The 19,298-nt window shown below is 72.6% G+C and carries 14 protein-coding genes; 6 read left to right on the top strand and 8 right to left on the bottom strand.

The window, feature by feature from the left end; translation table 11 throughout:
• Positions 1 to 81 precede the first annotated feature (81 nt).
• The 3 genes from AB0B55_RS28890 to pcaF form a co-directional block, all read right to left on the bottom strand.
• On the bottom strand, positions 82 to 2,244 hold the full coding sequence (locus AB0B55_RS28890) for an EAL domain-containing protein (protein WP_357122348.1): 2,163 nt from the start codon (positions 2,242 to 2,244) through the stop codon (positions 82 to 84).
• Between the two features lie 4 nt (positions 2,245 to 2,248).
• Positions 2,249 to 3,061 (bottom strand): SAM-dependent methyltransferase, encoded by an 813-nt coding sequence (locus tag AB0B55_RS28885; RefSeq protein WP_357175110.1) that lies wholly within the window; start codon positions 3,059 to 3,061, stop codon positions 2,249 to 2,251.
• A gap of 151 nt (positions 3,062 to 3,212) precedes the next feature.
• A complete protein-coding gene (gene pcaF, locus AB0B55_RS28880) occupies positions 3,213 to 4,418 on the bottom strand; it encodes a 3-oxoadipyl-CoA thiolase (protein ID WP_357122341.1) in 1,206 nt (401 codons plus the stop codon).
• Positions 4,419 to 4,525: 107 nt separating this feature from the next.
• Between pcaF and AB0B55_RS28875 the strand changes: the two genes are divergently transcribed.
• The 4 genes from AB0B55_RS28875 to AB0B55_RS28860 all read left to right on the top strand — a co-directional run bounded on the left by AB0B55_RS28875 (position 4,526) and on the right by AB0B55_RS28860 (position 8,780).
• Positions 4,526 to 5,491: a glutathione S-transferase C-terminal domain-containing protein gene (locus AB0B55_RS28875; RefSeq protein ID WP_357175107.1), complete on the top strand. Its 966-nt coding sequence runs from the start codon at positions 4,526 to 4,528 to the stop codon at positions 5,489 to 5,491.
• On the top strand, positions 5,484 to 6,152 hold the full coding sequence (locus tag AB0B55_RS28870; RefSeq protein ID WP_357175104.1) for a DUF998 domain-containing protein: 669 nt from the start codon (positions 5,484 to 5,486) through the stop codon (positions 6,150 to 6,152). Before AB0B55_RS28875 ends, AB0B55_RS28870 begins: the two co-directional genes overlap by 8 nt.
• Positions 6,153 to 6,350: 198 nt before the next feature.
• Positions 6,351 to 7,646 (top strand): dicarboxylate/amino acid:cation symporter, encoded by a 1,296-nt coding sequence (locus AB0B55_RS28865; RefSeq protein WP_357175255.1) that lies wholly within the window; start codon positions 6,351 to 6,353, stop codon positions 7,644 to 7,646.
• 66 nt (positions 7,647 to 7,712) lie between these two features.
• Positions 7,713 to 8,780, top strand: coding sequence for an NADH:flavin oxidoreductase/NADH oxidase (locus tag AB0B55_RS28860; protein ID WP_357122332.1), 1,068 nt, complete (start codon positions 7,713 to 7,715; stop codon positions 8,778 to 8,780).
• Between the two features lie 50 nt (positions 8,781 to 8,830).
• Here AB0B55_RS28860 and AB0B55_RS28855 read toward each other — a convergent pair whose 3' ends face one another.
• Positions 8,831 to 12,427, bottom strand: a complete 3,597-nt coding sequence (locus tag AB0B55_RS28855) for an ABC transporter ATP-binding protein/permease (protein ID WP_357122329.1) — start codon at positions 12,425 to 12,427, stop codon at positions 8,831 to 8,833.
• A gap of 879 nt (positions 12,428 to 13,306) precedes the next feature.
• On the opposite strand from AB0B55_RS28855, the gene AB0B55_RS28850 reads away from it, so the two are divergent.
• Positions 13,307 to 13,867: a hypothetical protein gene (locus AB0B55_RS28850; protein ID WP_357175101.1), complete on the top strand. Its 561-nt coding sequence runs from the start codon at positions 13,307 to 13,309 to the stop codon at positions 13,865 to 13,867.
• Positions 13,868 to 13,932: 65 nt separating this feature from the next.
• Here the strand turns inward: AB0B55_RS28850 and AB0B55_RS28845 are convergent, their stop codons facing one another.
• Positions 13,933 to 14,772 (bottom strand): GNAT family N-acetyltransferase, encoded by an 840-nt coding sequence (locus tag AB0B55_RS28845; protein WP_357175097.1) that lies wholly within the window; start codon positions 14,770 to 14,772, stop codon positions 13,933 to 13,935.
• Positions 14,773 to 14,923: 151 nt separating this feature from the next.
• On the opposite strand from AB0B55_RS28845, the gene AB0B55_RS28840 reads away from it, so the two are divergent.
• Positions 14,924 to 15,511: a PadR family transcriptional regulator gene (locus AB0B55_RS28840; RefSeq protein ID WP_357175093.1), complete on the top strand. Its 588-nt coding sequence runs from the start codon at positions 14,924 to 14,926 to the stop codon at positions 15,509 to 15,511.
• A 104-nt stretch (positions 15,512 to 15,615) separates the two neighbouring features.
• On the opposite strand, the gene ispG is transcribed toward AB0B55_RS28840, so the two are convergent.
• Genes ispG through dxr form a run of 3 tightly spaced genes read right to left on the bottom strand, consistent with a single transcriptional unit; the run spans position 15,616 to position 19,258 of the window.
• The gene (gene ispG / locus AB0B55_RS28835) at positions 15,616 to 16,788 is read right to left on the bottom strand and encodes a flavodoxin-dependent (E)-4-hydroxy-3-methylbut-2-enyl-diphosphate synthase (RefSeq protein ID WP_357122317.1); all 1,173 of its coding nucleotides are present in this window, start codon (positions 16,786 to 16,788) and stop codon (positions 15,616 to 15,618) included.
• Between the two features lie 8 nt (positions 16,789 to 16,796).
• A complete protein-coding gene (locus AB0B55_RS28830; protein ID WP_357175089.1) occupies positions 16,797 to 18,047 on the bottom strand; it encodes a site-2 protease family protein in 1,251 nt (416 codons plus the stop codon).
• A complete protein-coding gene (gene dxr / locus AB0B55_RS28825; RefSeq protein WP_357122311.1) occupies positions 18,047 to 19,258 on the bottom strand; it encodes a 1-deoxy-D-xylulose-5-phosphate reductoisomerase in 1,212 nt (403 codons plus the stop codon). Before dxr ends, AB0B55_RS28830 begins: the two co-directional genes overlap by 1 nt.
• Positions 19,259 to 19,298: the final 40 nt, after the last annotated feature.

Below are 19,298 nucleotides of genomic sequence, written 5' to 3'. Positions count from 1 at the left end.
TCGCCTTCCGTCGGCACCACGCGGACCGGACCGGCCCGCCGCTCACGCCGTCGCCGTCCGTCGCCGGCCAGCCCGCGTGCCTCACGCCGTAGCCTGCCGGAGCCGGGCCGTGATGTCCTGCGCGGGCACCGGAGCGCCGAAGTACCGCCCCTGCCCGGTGTCGCAGCGCAGGGCCCGTAGCCGCTCGGCCTGCACGCCGGTCTCCACCGCCTCGGCCGTGACCCACAGCTCCAACGCGTGCGCCAACCTGACCAACGCGTCGACGATCCGCTCGTCGCGGTGGTCCGCCGCCTCGTCCGTACCGTCGGCGCGGATGCCCTCGACGAACGGGCCGGCCAGCTTCAGACAGTGGATCGGCAGCCGCCGCAGGTACGCGAGGTTGGAGTAGCCGGTGCCGAAGTCGTCGACCGCGAGTCGGACGCCCAGCGCCGCGAGCCGGTGCAGGCTGCGCAGCGGCTCGCCCGCGCTGCCCATGACGGCGCTCTCGGTCAGTTCCAGTTGCAGCAGCTCCGCCGGGAGACCGCTGGTGGCGAGCGCGTCGGCCACCGTCGCGACGATCGCCGGGTCGTCGGCCTGCCGGGCGGCCAGGTTGACGCTGACCACGACCCGCGCCTCGGGGAACTCCCGCCACCACCGTTCGGCGTCGCGGCAGGCCCGCCGCAGCACCCACTCGCCGAGCCGGACGATCAGACCGGTCTCCTCGGCGAGGCCGATGAAGTGATCCGGGCCGATGAGACCAAGCTCCGGGTGTTCCCAGCGGACCAGCGCCTCCACGGCGAGCATGGTGCCCTCCAGCAGCGACACGATCGGCTGGTAGTGCAGGACGAACTCACCCCGGTCCAGCGCGGCGGGCAGTCCGGCGACCAGCGCCGACCGGGCGTGGTCACGGGCACTGCGCTCCGGGTCGTACACCGCCCACCGACCCCGCCCGGCCGCCTTTGCCCAGTAGAGCGTCGTGTCGGCGGCTTTCATCAGCTCCGAGGCGGTGGTCTCCGCGGCCGGGCAGTCCACGATCCCGACGCTGGCGGAGACCGCCAACTGCTGGTCGCCGACGTGTACGGGCGCGGCGACGGCGGCCAGCGCGGCCTCCGCCACGGCCACCGCGTCCTCGACGTCACCGCCGCCGTCGACCAGGATGACGAACTCGTCGCCGCCCATCCGGGCGACCAGGTGACCCCGGTCGGCCACACACTCGGCGAGCCGCCGGCCGATCGTCACCAACAGCCGGTCGCCGAGGTCGTGGCCGAGGCTGTCGTTGATGGTCTTGAAGCCGTCCAGGTCGAGGAAGCACACCCCGACCCGTTGGCCGGGGGCGGCGGTGTCGAAGACCCGGCCCAACGTCTCGAAGAACAACGTCCGGTTGGGGAGCCCGGTGAGCGGATCGTGCAGCGCCTGGAAGCGCAGCCGCTGTTGGAGCTCGTACCGCTCGGTGATGTCCTCGATCATCGCGACGGTGAACCGTGGCCGGCCGTCGTCGTACCGGATCAGCGAGACGGCCAGATCCGTCCAGACGACGCTGCCGTCCTTGCGGTAGTAGCGCTTCTGGACCCGGGCCGAGTCCTGCTTGCCCTCGATCAGCTCCTGGTACAGCTCCCACATGCCGGCGGCGTCGTCGGCGTGGAACAGCGTCGCCACGTTGATCCGGCGCAGCTCCTCGATCGAGTAGCCGAGCATCTCGGCGAAGGCCGTGTTGACGTCGATGATCTGCCCGTCCACCCCGGCGATGCCGATACCGATGGCGGCGCCCGTGAAGACCGCCCGGAACCGCGCCTCGCTGTCGCGCAACGCCTGCTCGACCTCGTCCCGCGCCTGCCACGCCGAACGGGCGATGCGCTCCTGCTGGGCGAAGGTGCGGTCGCGCAGGGCGCGGGCGAACCCGGCCGCCAGCGCGCCCTGCGTCGCCGCGATCCGGTCGCCCAGATCGGCGGGTCGACCGTCGGCCGCCAGCACCCGGGCGGGGAAGTCGTCACCGAGCGCGCGCAGCGACCACTCCAACGCCCGGGGCTCGGTCAGGTGCGCCTCCACCAGGGCCCGCCCCACCTCCTCGGCGGGACGGGCGCTGAACGGCTCGGCTCGCACGATCTCCGCCAGCCGGACGGTGTGCAGCAGCAGCAGCCGCTCGGTCTCGGCCGCGCTGTGCGGCACGAAACCGATGCGGCGTACGACACGGGCCCAGTCAGCGGCGTACGCCTCGACACCGGTCCGGCCGACGTCGACCCCGGTGGGGTCCGGGACGGCGGCCATGGGGTCAGCCGGCGGGCTGGTCGTACCGGGCGACGCCGCCGAAGGCGCCGAACCGCTCGGGGTGCTCGTCGACGTCCTCGGGCGAGTCGGGGCGCCACAGTGGCATGTGCACGACGCCCGGTTCGAGCACCGTCCAGTCGCCGAAGAAGCCGGTGACCTGCGCGCGGGAGCGCAGGGTGATCTCGGTGTCGGTTCGGGAGGAGAGGCGCTGGGCGTCCAGCATCTCCTGCGGCTGGTCCTCGAAGGTGGAGTGCGAGACGACCAGGAAGCTGCCCGGCGCGGCGGCGGCCCGCAGGGTCGCCAGGATCTCGTCGGGACGGTCGGCGTCCGGAACGAAGTGCACCACCCCGGCCAGCAGGATGCCCATGGGACGCTCGAAGTCGATCAACCCGAGCTGTCGGGTCTCGGCGAGAATCCGCTCCGGCTCGCGCAGATCGGCGTGGATCACTCCGGTCAGGTCGTTGCCCGCGAGCAGTTCCCGGCTGTGCGCGACCGCCACCGGGTCGATGTCGACATAGACCACCCGGGCCTTCGGGTTGGCCGCCTGAGCCACCTCGTGCACGTTGCCGACGGTCGGGATGCCGGAGCCGATGTCGAGGAACTGGTCGATACCGGCGTCGAGCAGCGCCCGGACGGCGCGGCGCAGGAAATCGCGGCCGGAGCGCATGGTGGCCGCGAGGTTCGGGGTCATGCTGGCGATCTGCTCGGCCAGCTGCCGGTCGATCTCGAAGTTGTGCGCCCCGCCCAGGAAGTAGTCGTACACCCGGGCCGCGCTCGGCCTGGTCAGGTCAATCTCGGTCGGCAGTGCGTCCGGCATCGGTGTGCCCCCCAGTTCGTCGCCGCAGCGCGAGGCACCGGCGTCGACGGGCGTACGCGGCCGCCGGCCGACCCCGCGGGTCGTGTGGTGTGGACCACTCTAGGCCGCCGGCCACCGCGTACGGGAGATCCCCTCACGTAACTTTCCGCACTCAGGCGGCGGATTCCAGCAGCAGCGAGATGCCCTGACCGACACCGATGCACATGGTGGCGAGCGCCCGACGGCCGCCCCGGCGGCGCAGCTCCAGTGCGGCGGTGAGCGCCAGCCGCGCACCGCTCGCGCCCAGCGGGTGCCCGAGCGCGATCGCGCCCCCGTTGGGGTTCACGTGCTCGGCGTCCACGGGCAGTCCCAGTTCGCGCAGCACCGCCACGGACTGCGCGGCGAACGCCTCGTTCAGCTCGACGACGTCCACCGCCGCCAGGTCGACGCCGGTCCGGTCGAGCAGTTTGCGGGTGGCCGGCACCGGGCCGATCCCCATGATCCGGGGCGGCACGCCCGCCGTCGCCGCGCCGACGACGCGGGCCAGCGGGGTGAGGCCGTACCGTCGCACCGCGGCCTCGCCGGCCACCAGCAGGGCCACCGCGCCGTCGTTGACGCCCGACGAGTTGCCGGCGGTCACCGTGCCGCCGTCGCGGAACGGGGTGGGCAGCGCGGCCAGCTTCTCCAGCGACGTCTCGCGCGGGTGCTCGTCGACCTCGACCAGTCGGGTCTCCCGACGGCCGGCGGGAACGGACACCGGGACGATCTCCTCGGCGAACCGGCCGTCGGCCTGCGCCTTGGCGGCGCGCTGCTGCGAGCGGTACGCGAAGGCGTCCTGCTCGGCGCGGTCGACGCCGTACTCGGCGGCCACGTTCTCGGCCGTCTCGGGCATCGAGTCGATCCCCCAGCCGTCGCGCATCAGCGGGTTGACCAGCCGCCAGCCCAGGGTGGTGTCGTACATCTCGGCGGAGCGGGAGTACGCCGAGGTCGCCTTCGGCACGACGAAGGGCGCGCGGCTCATGCTCTCCACCCCGCCCGCGATCACCAGCTCGGCCTCCCCCGCCACGATGGAGCGGGCGGCGGTGGCGAGGGCGTCCAGACCGGAGCCGCAGAGCCGGTTGACCGTGCTGCCCGGCACCTCCTCGGGCAGCCCGGCGAGCAGCGCCGCCATCCGGGCCACGTTGCGGTTGTCCTCGCCGGCCTGGTTGGCGCAACCGAGTACGACGTCGTCGACGCGGGCCCAGTCCACCGACGGGTGCCGGGCGACCAACTCGCGGATCACGTGGGCGGCCAGGTCGTCGGGGCGGACGCCGGCCAGCGCGCCCGCGTACCGGCCGATCGGGGTACGGACACCGGCCACCAGGTATGCCACGGTCATCGCGAGTCCTTCAGGGGTGCAGACGGCGGGGGTGGGGCAGGCCCACCGGATCGCGGGGGGCTGCCGGCCGCCAGGATATCCACGCCGGCAACGGATAGGTTGACGGCATGGCCCGGGCCCAGTTCAGCGCAGAGACCAGCCGTGGCGGCGCGTTCGTCCGTCAGCCCAACCGGTTCACCGGTCGGGTCACCGCCGACTCGACCTCGCCCCCGGGCGGCGGTCCGGACGAGCAGGACCGCTGGCCGTTGGAGGCCGGCCGGTACCGGCTCGTCTGGTGCCGCGCGTGCCCGTGGGCGCACCGGGCGAGGATCGTGCGTGGCCTGCTCGGGCTGGACGACGCGATCTCGCTGGGCACCGTCGACCCGATCCGGGACGAGCGGGGTTGGGCGTTCGCGCTCGACCCGGACGGCTTCGATCCGGTCCTCGGCGTCCGCTTCCTCTCCGAGGCGTACCTGGCCACCGACGAGGACTACACCGGCCGGGTGACCGTGCCGGCGCTCGTCGACACCCTGACCGGTCGGGTGGTCACCAATGACTACCCGCAGCTCACCCTCGACTTCTCCATCGAGTGGCGGTCACTGCACGCCCCCGACGCCCCGGATCTGTACCCGGTCGCGCTGCGCCCCGAGATGGACGCGCTGATGGCCGGGATCCACACCGACGTCAACAACGGCGTCTACCGGTGCGGCTTCGCGACCTCCCAGGAGGCGTACGACGAGGCGTTCCGGGCGCTGTTCGCCCGGCTGGACGCGCTCTCCGAGCGGCTGGCCGGGCAGCGCTACCTGATGGGGGACGCGATCACCGAGGCGGACGTGCGGCTGTTCACCACGCTGGTCCGCTTCGACGCGGCGTACCACGGGCACTTCAAGTGCAACCGGAACAAGCTGACCGAGATGCCGGTGCTCTGGGCGTACGCCCGGGACCTGTTCCAGACGCCGGGTTTCGGCGAGACGGTGGACTTCGACCACATCAAGCGGCACTACTACGGCACCCACCGGGAGATCAACCCGACCGGCATCGTGCCGTTGGGGCCCGACGAGTCCGGCTGGACGACGCCGCACGGACGTGGCTGAGCCGGGTCGGGCCGGCACCGCCACGACGCCTCGCGGACACGGGGGCCGGGCCCGCCGGGTCGCCGGGTCGGCCGCCGCCGGCTGCGCGGTGGCCGGGGCGGTCGCGGTGACGGTCGCGGTGGTCGCCGGTCCCGGTCCGGGCTTCACCGGGTACGTGAGCGAGGCCGGTATCGCCGGCAGCGCGCACGCCGTGACGTACCGGATCGGGGTTCTGGCTCTTGCCGGCGCGTTGCTGCTGATCGCCGCGGCGCTGCCGCCCGGGGTCCGGGTCGCGCCGGCGCTGCTCGCCAGCGGCGCGGTGCTCACGGCGGTCTCCGGGGCGGTGACCTGCTCCGCCGGGTGCCCGCTACCGCCGTTCGAGCGGACCACGGTGGCCGATCTGGTGCACGGCGGCGCGAGCATCGCGGCGACGGCGGCGGTGGTCCTCGCCATGGTGGCGTTGGCGGTGTCCGGGCCGGCCGGACCGGTGGTACGCCGGCTGGCGGCGGTGACGGCGGCGCTCGCCCTGCCGCTGTGCGCCACGATCGGCCTGGCCATGCTCGTGGTCGGCCGGGGCTCGCTGGTCGGCGTGGTGGAACGGGTGGTTCTGGCGTTGGCCGTGCTGTGGGGCGTGGCCACCGGCACGGCCCTGGCCCTGACTTGCCGACACCGAAGCCTGTAAGGAGCGTCACGCGCATCACACCTTGCAGATCGAACTTATCGGCGTATCGTCGACCAACGATGACCAATGTCTGGGGCCTTACCGTCCGCCTGTATGTCGATCTCCGACTGCAGGCCAGCGGCATCTGTCCGGCGTAGCCGTCCTTCACTCGCCTACCCCGACCAGACCACCTCACTTGGACATCCCATGCCCTTCGGCCTGCGCAAAATCCCCTTCTCCGTACAGATCCTGCTCGGCCTCGTCCTCGGCGTGGCGCTCGGCTTCCTGGCCCGCGCCAACGACGTGAGCTGGCTGACCAGCACCCTGCACACCATCGGCTCCCTCTTCGTCCAGCTCCTCAAGCTGGCCGTACCGCCGCTGGTCTTCACCGCCATCGTGGTCAGCGTGGTCAGCCTGCGCGGCGTGGCCAACGCCGCCCGGCTCGCCCTCAAGACCCTCATGTGGTTCGGCATCACCGCGCTGATCTCGGTGAGCATCGGCCTCGGCCTCGGCCTGCTCGTCGACCCGGGCCGGGGCGTGACCCTCGACCTGGGCGGCGCGGCCGCACCGAAGAAGACCGGCTCGTGGACGGACTTCCTCACCGGCATCGTGCCCACCAACCCGGTCGGCGCGTTCGTCGAGGGCAACGTCCTGCAGATCGTCTTCCTCGCCGTCGTCATCGGCGCTGCTGCCCTGCTCGTCGGTGAGGCCGCCGAGCCGTTCGTGGCGCTGAACCGCTCGCTGCTGGAGATCGTGCAGAAGGCCCTCTGGTGGGTCATCCGGCTCGCCCCGATCGGCACGCTCGGCCTGATCGGCAACGCCGTCGCCTCGTACGGCTGGGACCTGCTGGCTCCGCTGGCGAAGTTCACCACCGCCGTCTACGTCGGCTGCGCCATCGTGCTGTTCGTGGTCTACCCGCTGGTGCTGATCCTCGCCGGCCGACTCAACCCGCTGCGCTTCTTCGCCGGGGCCTGGCCCGCGATCGAGCTGGCCTTCGTGTCCCGCTCCTCGGTGGGCACCATGCCGGTGACCCAGCGCTCCGTCGAGCGCCTCGGCGTCCCCCGCGAGTACGCCTCGTTCGCGGTGCCGTTCGGCGCCACCACGAAGATGGACGGCTGCGCCGCGATCTACCCGGCACTCGCCGCGATCTTCGTGGCCCAGGTGTTCGGCGTGCAGCTCGGCCTCACCGACTACCTGCTCATCGCCTTCGTCTCGGTGGTCGGCTCGGCGGCCACCGCCGGCCTGACCGGCGCGATCGTGATGCTCACCCTCACCCTGAGCACGCTGGGCCTGCCGCTGGCCGGGGCCGGCCTGCTGCTCGCCATCGACCCGATCCTGGACATGATGCGCACCGCCACCAACGTGGCCGGGCAGGCGCTGGTGCCGACCGTCGTCGCCGCCCGGGAGGGCACCCTCGACCGGGCCGCGTACGAGTCGGCCGGCCGACGTGACCTCACCGAGCCGGAGACCGTGGCCGCCGACACCCGCCCGGAGCTGAACCCCGTACCCGCCTGACCCGTTCTTCCACGGCGACGGACCCCTCGACAGCGGGGTCCGTCGCCGTACCGAGAGGATGAGCACATGAGTTCCCTGTTCACACCGCTGGCCCTGCGCGGGATCACCCTGCCCAACCGCATCGCCATGGCCCCCATGTGCCAGTACTCGGCCGGCCCGGACGGCCTGCCCACCGACTGGCACCTCGTCCACCTCGGCACCCGCGCGATCGGCGGGGCCGGACTGGTGCTGACCGAGGCGACCGCCGTACTCCCCGAGGGTCGGATCTCCCCGCAGGACACCGGGCTGTGGTCCGGCGCGCACGTGGACGCCTGGCGGCCGGTGACCGCCTTCGTCGCCGCACACGGCGCGGTGCCGGCCGTTCAGCTCGCGCACGCCGGGTTCAAGGCCTCCACCTACCGGCCGTGGGCGTCGGGCAACGGCGGGGTGCCGGACGCCGAGGGCGGCTGGACGCCGGTCGCCCCGAGCGCCGAGCCGTTCAGCCCCAGCTACCGGACGCCGACCGCACTCGACGCGGCGGGCATCGCGGGCGTCATCGACGCGTTCGCCGCCGCCGCCGAGCGGGCCCTCGCCGCCGGCTTCGCGGCCGTGGAGGTGCACGCCGCGCACGGTTACCTGCTCAACGAGTTCCTGTCGCCGCTGACCAACCACCGCACCGACGCCTACGGCGGTGACCGGGCCGGCCGGATGCGGCTCACCCTGGAGGTCGCCCGCGCGGTACGCGCCGCCGTCGGCGAGAGCGTGCCGGTGCTCACCCGGATCTCCGCGACCGACTGGGTCGAGGGCGGCTGGACCGTCGAGGACAGCGTCGTGCTCGCCGGGGAGCTGGCCGCCGTCGGCGTCGACCTGGTCGACACCTCCTCCGGGGGCGTCAGCACCGAGCAGCGCATCCCGCAGCTCGGCCCCGGCTACCAGGTGCCGCTGGCCGCCCAGATCCGCCGCGAGGCCGGCGTACCCACCGGCGCGGTCGGCCTGATCGTCGAGCCGGAGCACGCCGAGCAGATCATCGCCAGCGGCGAGGCCGACCTGGTGCTCCTCGGCCGGGAGCTGCTGCGCGACCCGTACTGGCCGCGCCGCGCCGCCGGCAAGCTCGGCGTCGCGTACAGCGGTCCCGCCCAGTACGCCCGCGCCTGATCAGCCTCGTCGGGCGGCTGCCGTTCCCGGCAGCCGCCCGACCCCGGCTCTCAGCCGGCGAGGTGCGACCAGTCGCCCTCCAGCTCGCGCCAGGTCCCCTGGGCCGCCACCGTGCCCTCCCCCAACACCACGACGTGGTCGGCCCGGACCAACGCGGCACGCTTGGCGGTGGACCCCACCACGGTCACGCCGTGCGCCCGCAGCGCCTGCCACAGCGCCAGCTCCGTCGTGACGTCCAGCGCCGACGACACGTCGTCCGCGACCAGCAGTTCGGTACGCGGCGCCAGCGCCCGAGCCAGGGCCAGCCGCTGGAGCTGCCCGCCGGAGAGCCGGGTGCCCTTGTGCCCGATGAGCAGGCCCAGCCCACCCCCGGCGGCGGCCAGGTCGTGGTCGAGCTGCGCCGTGCTGACCGCGTCCGCCGCGTCCACCTGGTGGCCGAGCGCGATGTTCTCGACCACCGTGCCGGAGAGCACCCGGGGTAGCTGACCGACGTAACCGACCTGGTTGGGGCGTAGGAACAGCTCGGGCTCGGTGACCGTGTCACCGTTCCACCGCAGCTCGCCGGTGTGGTGCACGATGCCCGCGAGGGCCCGCAGCAGCGAGGACTTGCCCGCTCCGACCGGCCCGACGACCAGCACCAACTGCCCGCGCTGGACCGTCAGGTCCACGTCGCGCACGGCGACCGTGCCGTCGGAGTGCACCACCGAGAAGCCGCGCAGCTCCAGTCGGCGCAGCGGGCGGCGCGGCGGCGGCGTCGGCGCGGGCGCGGTGCCGCCGGCCAGGTCGACCGCCGGCACCCCCACCGAGTACGCCCCCACGCCCGTCATCGCCACCGTCCGCCGGGTCCACACCCGCGCCGACGGCAGTTGGGAGATCAACGACGCGGTGGTCCAGGCGAACCACCGGGCCGCGCCCAGCGTGGAGACGGCCACCAGCACCGTGCCGGCCGACAGTTCGCCGCCCAGGTAGAGGGCCCACGCGCCGATCGGCAGCAGCCCGCTGACCACCGCCGGCGTCGACCGGGACCACACCTGGACGGCGATCTCCCGGCGCTGCCGGTCACTGCGCAGCACGTCCAGGTCGGACAGGTGACGCAGCACCGCTGACGTCGCGCCGGCGAGCTTGACCGTCCGCGCCGCGGAGAGCGCGGAGACCAACGCGGTGGCGAAGGCGGCCCGCGCCGCGACGGTCGCCCGCGCCGCGCGCTCCAGCTTCGGCCCGAACAGGGTCGCGGCCAGGCCGGAGACCACCATCGTGCCGAGGAAGAACAGCCCCGGTACGACGCTGCCGGTGACCGCCGTCATGGCCACCACCAGCACCACCGCCACGGTCTGGTCCAACACGTTGTCGGCGAGCTGCACCACCCGCTCGGTGTCGCCGCCCTGGGCCACCACCTCCGCCGGGCTGTGCGAGCTGACCCGGCGAGGGCCGGTCTGGCCGTGCACCAGCCGCAGGCCGATCCGCAGCATCTGCCGCACCCACCAGTGCGGAAACCACACGTGCGTGTAGAACGGCAGCGGCAGGGTGACCAGCAGCCCGGCCACGATGCCCAACGCGGGCAGGTACGGACTGCCGGAGCCGTCGACCAGGTCGGCCCACAGCCACGGCAGCAGCGGACCGTCCAGCCCCAGCAGGCTGAGTCCGAGGAACAGGGCGATCGCGGCGGCTCCGTACCGGGGATCGTTGGTGCAGAGCCGGATGATCTCCCGGAAGGTCCGCGCCGGCGGCGTCGGCGGCAACGGCGGCGGGTCGGTACGCGACGCCGACGCCGACCCGGCCCCCGCCACCGCCGCCTCAACCGAGCCAGCGGTGTCCCGACCGGCGGTGTTCGGGCCGGCCGTGTCCCGACCGGCCAGCAGGTCGGTGCCCGCCGTGTTCGGGTCGGCCAGCAGGTCGGTGCCGGCGGTGCTCGGGCCGGTCAGGAGGTCGGTGCCGCCGCCGGTGCGGGACGTCGCCGCCCCGCCGGCGTAGACGGCGGCGTGACTGGTCGCCAGCAACTCGGCGAACCGCGTGGACGTCTCCAACGGACCGGCCTCGACCACCGCGCCGTCGGCGAGCACCACCACCTCGTCGCAGCGGCGCACCGAGGAGAGTCGGTGCGCGATCACGATGCCGATCCGGTCGCGCAGCAGTCGCTCGGTGGCCCGCTGCACCCGCGCCTCGGTCACCGGGTCCAACCGCGCGGTGGCCTCGTCGAGGATCACCACGTGCGGGTCCCGGACCAGGATCCGGGCGAACGCCACCAACTGTTCCTGCCCGGCGGAGAGCACGTGCCCGCCCTCCCCCAGCCGGGTCGCCAATCCGTCGGGCAGCTCGGCGATCCAGCCGGCCAGGCCCAGTTCGTCGAGCGCTCGGGCGGCGGCGTCCAGCAGGTCCGGGTCGTAGAGCGCGACGTTCTCGGCGAGCGTGCCGGCCACGATCTCGGTGCGCTGCGGCACCAGCGCCACCCAGCGGCGCAACTCCTCCACGTCGAGGTCGCACAGGTCGGTGCCGCCGAGGAAGACGGTGCCCGGCGGCACGTCCACGGCCCGGGTGAGCACCTTCGCCAGGGTCGACTTGCCCGACCCGGTACGCCCGATCAGGGCGTACGAGCGTCCCCGCGCGAAGGTGAGGCTGAGCCCGCGCAGGGCCGGACCTCGTCCACTCTCCGGGCCGCTCACCTCGTACCCGAACGTCAGGTCCCGGATGCGCAGGTCGCCCTCGACCGGGGTGGCCCCGCCGACCGGTTCCTGCCGAACCTTCTGGAGCAGCTGCACGCGGGCCCACGCGCCGAGGGCCTCCTGTAGTTCGGGCACCATCCGGCCGACGTGTTCCGCCGTGGCCCCGAAGGCCAGGGCGAGCAGCCAGATGGCGGTGAGCCGGGCGGCGTCGACCCGGCCGGTGGCCAGGGCCCAGGCCCCGCCGAGCACCACCGCGCCGACGCCGACCCGGATCGTGGCGGTGGCGACCGTCGCCACCTTGGCCGAGAGCACCCAGACCCGATGGCCGCGGGACAGCACGGTGGCGGCCCGCCGGGCATAGAGCCGCAGCACGTACGGCTGGGCCAGGCTGGTCCGCACGTCGTCCTGGCCGTGCACCGCCTCCTCCATCACGGCGGCCAGGTCGGACCATGCCTCTTCCTCGACCATCCGGGCCGGGCCGATCCGTGCCGTGGGTCGGCGCAGCCCCACCCCGAGCACCACGGTCAGCAGCAGCATCGCGATGCCGGCCGGCCACCACACGGCGAGCGCGACGACCATCGACAGCAGACCGACGCAGAGCCCCTGGGCGAGCCGCGAACCCTGGTTACGAACCGCCGACGCCACCTGGTAGACATCCCCGTCGATGCGGTCCAGCAGCTCGCCGACCGGGGTGGTCTCGAGGCTCGGCAGATCCTGCCCGAGCGCGACCCGGCAGAGCCGCCGACGGACGTCGGCGGACCAGTCGGCGGTCAGCCCGGCCATCACCAGGCTCACCACCAGGTCGCTGAGCACCACGGCGGCCAACGCGGCGGCGAGGACCGTGAAGGAAACGGCCGACCGGTGTACGAGCACCGCGCCGGCCAGCGCGGACGCGCCCGCCTGACCGGCGGCGCCCAGCACGATCAGGATGGCCACGAGCGTCATACGGCGTGGCGAGGTGGCCCACAGATCACGGAGCAGGCGCATGGGAGGTTCCTCCGGACGTGGGTGGCGGAACACCCAGCGTGCCGGCAGCGCCCCGGTCCCCTCAACCGATTTACCCGCCCTGAGCAGGTCATCCCCGATCGCCCGGCGCGCCGACAACGGGAGCGCGAGACCTGCCCGCCCCCGGACAGCCATGATCGACTCGGCATCGCCGATCCAGGGGCATCAACCGGCCCCGAACGGCCATGATCAACTCGACATCACCGATATCGCGGTGTCATCCGGCCTCGGATACCCCAACTTCGGCGATGTCGAGTCGATCACGACCCGAATGCTTTGGCACCCGCCACGCCGTTCGCGCCCGCTGGGCGATATGTCCGGTCACCGGGTCTTCGCGGGGGTGACCGGACGCACGGCTGGGCTGGAATCGCGGCGGGCCGCAGGTCGTTACACAGCCTGACGATCGCAGGACCACGGCCGAGCCCCCCGCCCCCGCGGGAGCCAAGCCCCCCGGGAGTGACCCCGGACCGCGGGTCGTTACACACGGTCCCGGCACGGCGAGCCCCGCTCCCCGCGGATCGTCAGCCCCCGGGAATGACCCCGGACCGCAGGTCGTTACACCCGGTCCCGGCACGACGAGCCCCGCTCACCGCGGATCGTCAGCCCCCGGGAATGGCCCCGGACCGCAGGTCGTTACACACCCTCCCGGCACGGCGAGCCCGCTCACCGCGGATCGTCAGCCCCCCGGGGAATGGCCCCGCCCCCCGGGTCGTTACACCCGGACCGGCCGCCACGAGCCCCCCCCCGCTCGTAGGCCGCCCCCCAGTCTTTGAGCGCCCGGACGAGGTGCTGACACCCCCGTCACCGATCCCCCGCACTGGTGACAGGTGGGTGTTTCCTACCCCCGAAGGAGCAACCCCCATGAACACGATCTTCCGCAAGAGCATGCTGTCCATCGCTGGTCTCGCGTTCGCCGGTGGCGTCTTCGCCGGCCCCATCGCCGCCCACGCCAACCCGGTCGACGCCAAGCCCGCCGCCGCAGCGGTGCAGACCGCCGCACCCAAGCCGCAGGGCGACCAGTCGCACATCGACCTCAACGGCGAGCAGACCGCCAACGCCAAGGCCATCATCGCCGCCACCAAGAAGGCCGGCCTGCCCGAGCGGGCGGCGGTCATCTCGATCGCGACGAGCCTGCAGGAGTCGAAGCTGGAGAACCTGGGTCACCTCGGCGACGCCAACGACCACGACTCGCTGGGTCTGTTCCAGCAGCGCCCGACCAGCGGTTGGGGCACCCCGGAGCAGATCACCAACCCCGAGTACTCCACCACCGCGTTCCTCAAGGGCCTGCGTCAGGTTGACGGCTGGCAGGACATGCCGCTGACCGACGCCGCCCAGACCGTGCAGGTGTCGGCGTACCCGGACGCGTACGCGCAGTGGGAGCAGCAGGCCACCGACCTGGTCGCCCACAACTGGAACAGCTAACACACACAGATGGCCGGCACCCCGACAACGGGTGCCGGCCATCGCCGTACGTCCAGCAAGATGCTTCAGAAGAGGACCGTGGCGAGCGTGCCGACCGGTTGGAAGCCGCAGCGTTCGTAGACTCGGCGGGCCGGAAGGTTGAAGTCGTTGACGTACAGGCTGACCGTGGGAGCGACCCGGGCCAGCGCGTCGCGCACCACGGCGGCCATGGCGGCGGCGGCGATGCCCCGGCCCCGCCATTCCGGGGCGACCCAGACGCCCTGGACCTGGGCGGTCCGCTTCGTCACGACGGCCAACTCGGCCTTGAACACGACCTTGCCGTCGACGAACCGGGCGTACGCGCGGCCGGCGCGGACCAGGTCGTTGACCCGGCGTCGGTAGCTGCGGCCGGCGTCCTCGGCGAGCGGGGAGACGCCCACCTCTTCGGTGTACATGGCGACCGCCGCCGGGAAGAGTCGGTCGACCTCGCCGGAGCGGACGCGGCGTACCTCTGGATCGGCCGGTCCGGCCGGCGTCGTGTCGGTGGCCAGCAGCGGCTGGTTGGGGCGGACGTCGCGGGCCGGACCCCAGGTGTGGGAGAGCCGGTCCCAGAGGGCGAGGACGGCGTCCGCGCGGCCGACGATCGAGGAGCAGAGCCGGTCCTCCCCGGCGAGCAGGTCGGCGAAGGCGGAGACGGCGGCGTCGTTGGCGAGCACCGGCGTCAGGTTGCCGCCGAGCCAGCACAGTGATTCGAGGTTGCGGCGGGCGCCGTACCCCAGGATCCGCCCTTCGGCCCGCCACCAGGACAGTCCGCGCGCGGCGATGCGCTCGGCGACCTGCGCGCCCGCGAACGGGTCACGGTCGAGCAGGCGCTCGACCGCGCGGCGCTCCGATTCCCCCAGTTGCCGTACCGGCACCGTAAGCACGACTACCAGCCTGCCAGATCGACCCCTCGCCCCGCCGGCCGAGTGGCGAGGCGGACCGCAAAGGGCCGAATTGCTCACCGCTACTTGTCGGCGATGCATTGCCGATATATCGTTGATGCATCAGCGACAGTACGTAGAGAGGGAGAACCCGATGCGGTTCCATCGACAGCACCACCCGATGCACGAGGCCCGGATGCGGGGATTCGGCTTCCCGCCGGTCCCGCCCGGCCCCCACGAGCACGGCCACGAGCACGGCGGGCGCGGCCGTGGTCGCGGGCACGGCCGCGGCAGGGGGCGACGCCCCAACGTCCGCGGCGCGGTGTTGGCCCTGCTCACCGAGCGGCCGATGCACGGCTACGAGATGATCCAGGAGATCGACTCCCGTACCGGCGGGGCCTGGCGGCCCAGCCCGGGTTCGATCTACCCCACGCTCCAGCTCCTGGAGGACGAGGGTGTGATCGCCGCCAGCACCGAGGAGCCCAGCGGCGGACGGAAGCGGTTCACCGTCACCGAGGCCGGTCAGGCCGAGGCCACCGCCGCCGCGCAGACGCCACCCTGGGCGGACGTCGCCCAGGACACCGTGAGCAGTTGGCACGACATCCGCGACTCCGGCGCGCAGGCGATGAACGCCCTGCGGCAGGTGATGATGCACGGCACCGACGACCAGCGTGAGCGGGCCGCCCAGGTCCTCGACGAGACCCGACGCAAGCTGTACGCGATCCTCGCCGAATCCGAGTGAGACCCGCCAGAACGAATGCGGGCCGCTCCCCGAGGGGGAACGGCGCGCCGCAACGAAAGCGGGCCGCTCCCCGAGGGGGAACGGCCCGCTTTCGTGGAACTGGCTCAGTGCACGGTGACCGTCGGGCCGGTGACCAGCCCGCGCAGCTCCTCGGGCAGCTCGGCACCCATCTCGTCGGCGATGCGCAGCGCCTCTTCGATAAGCGTCTCCACGATCTGGCCCTCGGGCACGGTCTTGACGACCTGCCCCTTGACGAAGATCTGGCCCTTGCCGTTGCCGGAGGCGACACCGAGGTCGGCCTCGCGGGCCTCGCCCGGACCGTTGACGACGCAGCCCATGACGGCGACCCGCAGCGGCACCGGCAGCCCTTCGAGGCCGGCGGTGACCTCCTCGGCGAGCTTGTAGACGTCCACCTGGGCACGGCCGCAGGACGGGCAGGAGACGATCTCCAGGCCGCGCTCGCGCAGGCCGAGGGACTCCAGGATCTGGTTACCGACCTTGATCTCCTCGACCGGCGGGGCGGAGAGCGACACCCGGATGGTGTCGCCGATGCCCTCGGCGAGCAGCGCGCCGAAGGCGACCGCCGACTTGATGGTGCCCTGGAAGGCCGGCCCGGCCTCGGTGACGCCGAGGTGCAGCGGGTAGTCGCACTGCTCGGCGAGCTGCCGGTACGCCCGGATCATCACGACCGGGTCGTTGTGCTTCACCGAGATCTTGATGTCGCGGAAGCCGTGCTCCTCGAAGAGCGAGCACTCCCACAGCGCCGACTCGACGAGCGCCTCGGCGGTGGCCTTGCCGTACTTGGTGAGCAGCCGCTTGTCCAGTGAGCCCGCGTTGACGCCGATCCGGATCGGCACGCCGGCGTCCCCCGCCGCGCGCGCGATCTCCTTGACCTTGTCGTCGAACTGCCGGATGTTGCCCGGGTTGACCCGGACGGCCGCGCAGCCGGCGTCGATGGCGGCGAAGACGTACTTGGGCTGGAAGTGGATGTCGGCGATCACCGGGATCTGCGACTTCTTGGCGATCGCGGGCAGCGCCTCGACGTCGTCCTGGGACGGCACCGCCACCCGGACGATCTGGCAGCCGGACGCGGTCAGCTCGGCGATCTGCTGCAGGGTCGCGTTGACGTCGGAGGTGAGGGTCGTGGTCATTGACTGCACCGACACCGGCGCGCCGCCACCGACCGGCACCGAGCCGACCATGATCTGGCGGCTGGCCCGGCGGGGTGCGAGCGGCGGGGGCGGCACAGCGGGCATGCCGAGACTGATAGCGGTCACTTCAGCACTCACCTTGGGAAGAGCGTGATCGGGTTGACGACGTCCGCGGTGATGGTCAGCAGCGTGAACACGCCACCGATCAGGATCACCGCGTACGTGAAGGGCATCAGCTTGAGATAGTCCACCCGACCCGGGTCGGCCCGGCCGATCCGCGCGTAGAGCCAGGAGCGGGCCCGCTCGAACCAGGCGATGGCGATGTGGCCGCCGTCCAGGGGGAGCAGCGGGAGCAGGTTGAACACGCCGATGAAGAAGTTCAGCGAGATGAAGAGCAAGACGAACATCAGCCAGGCCCCGTGGGCGACCGCCTCGCCGCCGAGCCGGCTGGCCCCGACCACGCTGATCGGGGTGTCCACGTCACGTTCGCCGCCGGTGATGGCGGTCCACAGCGCGGGGACCTTCTGCGGCAGCCGCTGCAACGCGTCGACGGTGCCGACGGCCAGCCCGCGGGTGAAGTCGCCGGTGGCGCCGAACGCGGCGACCGGACCGTACGTGACGAGGTTCGGGGTGGTGATGGTGAGCCCGACGCCGAGCGCGGCGACCGGACCGATGGTGCCCTTCGGGTTGTCGAGCGGCGGACGCTCCGTCTGGGCCAGCACGGTGCTGGTCTCGCCGGGCTGGCCGTCGCGGACGTACCCGATCTTCACGGTCTCGCCCGGCTTCAGCGCGCGCAGGCCGGTGAGCATCTCACCGTAGTTGTTCACCGGCTTGCCGTTGAGTGCGGTGATCCGGTCGCCGTCGCGAAGCTGGGCCTGGGCTGCCGGGCTGGCCGGGTCACCCGGGGCGCAGGCGCGCTGGTCGATCTTCGGCATCACGCAGTCGGAGAGCGCGATCACCGCCGGCTCCTGCCGGACCTGCGCGTCGTTCGTGGGGAACTTGGGATTGGGCAGGCCGAGGGTGACGGCCGCCAGCCAGATGGTGACAAGCGCCAGCGCGAAGTGGGTGATCGAGCCCGCGGACATGACGATCGTGCGTTTCCACACCGGGAACCGCCACATCGCGCGCGGCTCGTCGGCCGGGTCGACGTCGTCGTCGTTCGGCGTCATCCCGACGATCTTGCAGAAGCCGCCGAGGGGGATGCCCTTGAGTCCGTACTCGGTCTCGCCCCGCTGGAACGACCAGATGGTGGGGCCGAAACCGACGAAGTACTTCGTGACCTTCATCCCGAACGCCTTGGCGGTCAGCATGTGACCCGCCTCGTGCAGGCTGACCGAGATGAGAATGGCCAGGGCGAAGAGGACCACCCCGAGCAGGTTAGACATCAAGCTCCTTCCACCGAACCCGCGATGATCTCCTGCGCGTGCGCGCGCGCCCACGACTCGGCCGCGAGCACGTCCTCGACGGTACCTGGTTCGCCGAAGTCCGGAGCGTCCTCCAACACGCGCTCGAGGGTGTCGACGATGCCGAGGAACGGCAGCCGTCCGGCCACGAACGCCGCCACGCACTCCTCGTTCGCCGCGTTGTAGATCGCCGGGCGGCAGCGTCCGGCCTCCCCGGCGGCCTTAGCGAGCGCCACGGCCGGGAACGCCTCGTCGTCCAGCGGCGCGAACTCCCAGCTGTGCGCTGCCGTCCAGTCGACGGCGGCGGCGGCCTCGGGCACCCGGTCCGGCCAGCCGATGCCGAGCGCGATCGGCAGCCGCATGTCCGGTGGGCTGGCCTGGGCGATCGTCGACCCGTCCACGAACTCGACCATCGAGTGGATCACCGACTGCGGGTGCACCATGACGGTGATGTCGGCGTAGGGCACGTCGAACAGTTCGTGCGCCTCGATCACCTCAAGCGCCTTGTTGACCATGGTCGCCGAGTTGATCGTGACGACCGGCCCCATGTTCCACGTCGGGTGCGCGAGCGCCTGCTCGGGTGTGACCTGCGTCAACTCGTCGCGCCGCCGTCCCCGGAACGGGCCGCCGCTGGCCGTGACGACCAGCCGCCGCACCTCACCGCGCGACCCGGACCGCAGACACTGCGCGAGCGCCGAATGCTCCGAGTCGACCGGAACGATCTGCCCCGGCCGCGTCACCGCGGCCTTGACCAGCGGGCCGCCGGCCACGAGCGACTCCTTGTTGGCCAACGCGAGAGTACGACCACCGCGCAGCGCGGCCAGCGTAGGAGCGAGGCCCAGCGAGCCGACCACCCCGTTCAGCACGACGTCGCACGGCCACTGCGCCAGCTCGGTCATGGCGTCCGGGCCGGCCACGATCTTGGGAAGCTTGAAGTCCCCGGTGGCCCAGCCGCGCCGGCTCGCCTCGGCGTAGAACGCGAGTTGCAGGTCCTGCGCGGCGGACGCCTTGGCCACCCCGACCGCCTCGACGCCCAGCTCGAGGGCCTGCGCGGCGAGCAGTTCGACGTTGCCGCCACCCGCCCCGATCGCCACCACCCGGAACCGGTCCGGGTTGCGCCGGACGATGTCGATGGCCTGTGTGCCGATCGAACCGGTGGACCCGAGCAGAACAAGATCGCGGGGGGAAGTCACCGGGCCATTCTCCCCCACCGCCGCTGTGTGCCCGCTGGGA

It is taken from the genome of Micromonospora sp. NPDC049107, from assembly GCF_040648595.1.
In the GTDB taxonomy this organism is placed as follows: Bacteria; Actinomycetota; Actinomycetes; order Mycobacteriales; family Micromonosporaceae; genus Micromonospora.
Note: the sequence above shows the minus strand (reverse complement) of the source record. Positions and strands in the feature narration are given on the sequence as shown.

Bases quoted from the DNA above. Each gene is read 5' to 3' on its own strand.
- AB0B55_RS28830 (WP_357175089.1), bottom strand. From the start codon at position 18,047: ATGTCTAACCTGCTCGGGGTGGTCCTCTTCGCCCTGGCCATTCTCATC.
- AB0B55_RS28850 (WP_357175101.1), top strand. From the start codon at position 13,307: ATGAACACGATCTTCCGCAAGAGCATGCTGTCCATCGCTGGTCTCGCG.
- pcaF (WP_357122341.1), bottom strand. From the start codon at position 4,418: ATGACCGTGGCATACCTGGTGGCCGGTGTCCGTACCCCGATCGGCCGG.
- AB0B55_RS28885 (WP_357175110.1), bottom strand. From the start codon at position 3,061: ATGCCGGACGCACTGCCGACCGAGATTGACCTGACCAGGCCGAGCGCG.
- AB0B55_RS28875 (WP_357175107.1), top strand. From the start codon at position 4,526: ATGGCCCGGGCCCAGTTCAGCGCAGAGACCAGCCGTGGCGGCGCGTTC.
- AB0B55_RS28860 (WP_357122332.1), top strand. From the start codon at position 7,713: ATGAGTTCCCTGTTCACACCGCTGGCCCTGCGCGGGATCACCCTGCCC.
- AB0B55_RS28890 (WP_357122348.1), bottom strand. From the start codon at position 2,244: ATGGCCGCCGTCCCGGACCCCACCGGGGTCGACGTCGGCCGGACCGGT.
- AB0B55_RS28855 (WP_357122329.1), bottom strand. From the start codon at position 12,427: ATGCGCCTGCTCCGTGATCTGTGGGCCACCTCGCCACGCCGTATGACG.
- AB0B55_RS28840 (WP_357175093.1), top strand. From the start codon at position 14,924: ATGCGGTTCCATCGACAGCACCACCCGATGCACGAGGCCCGGATGCGG.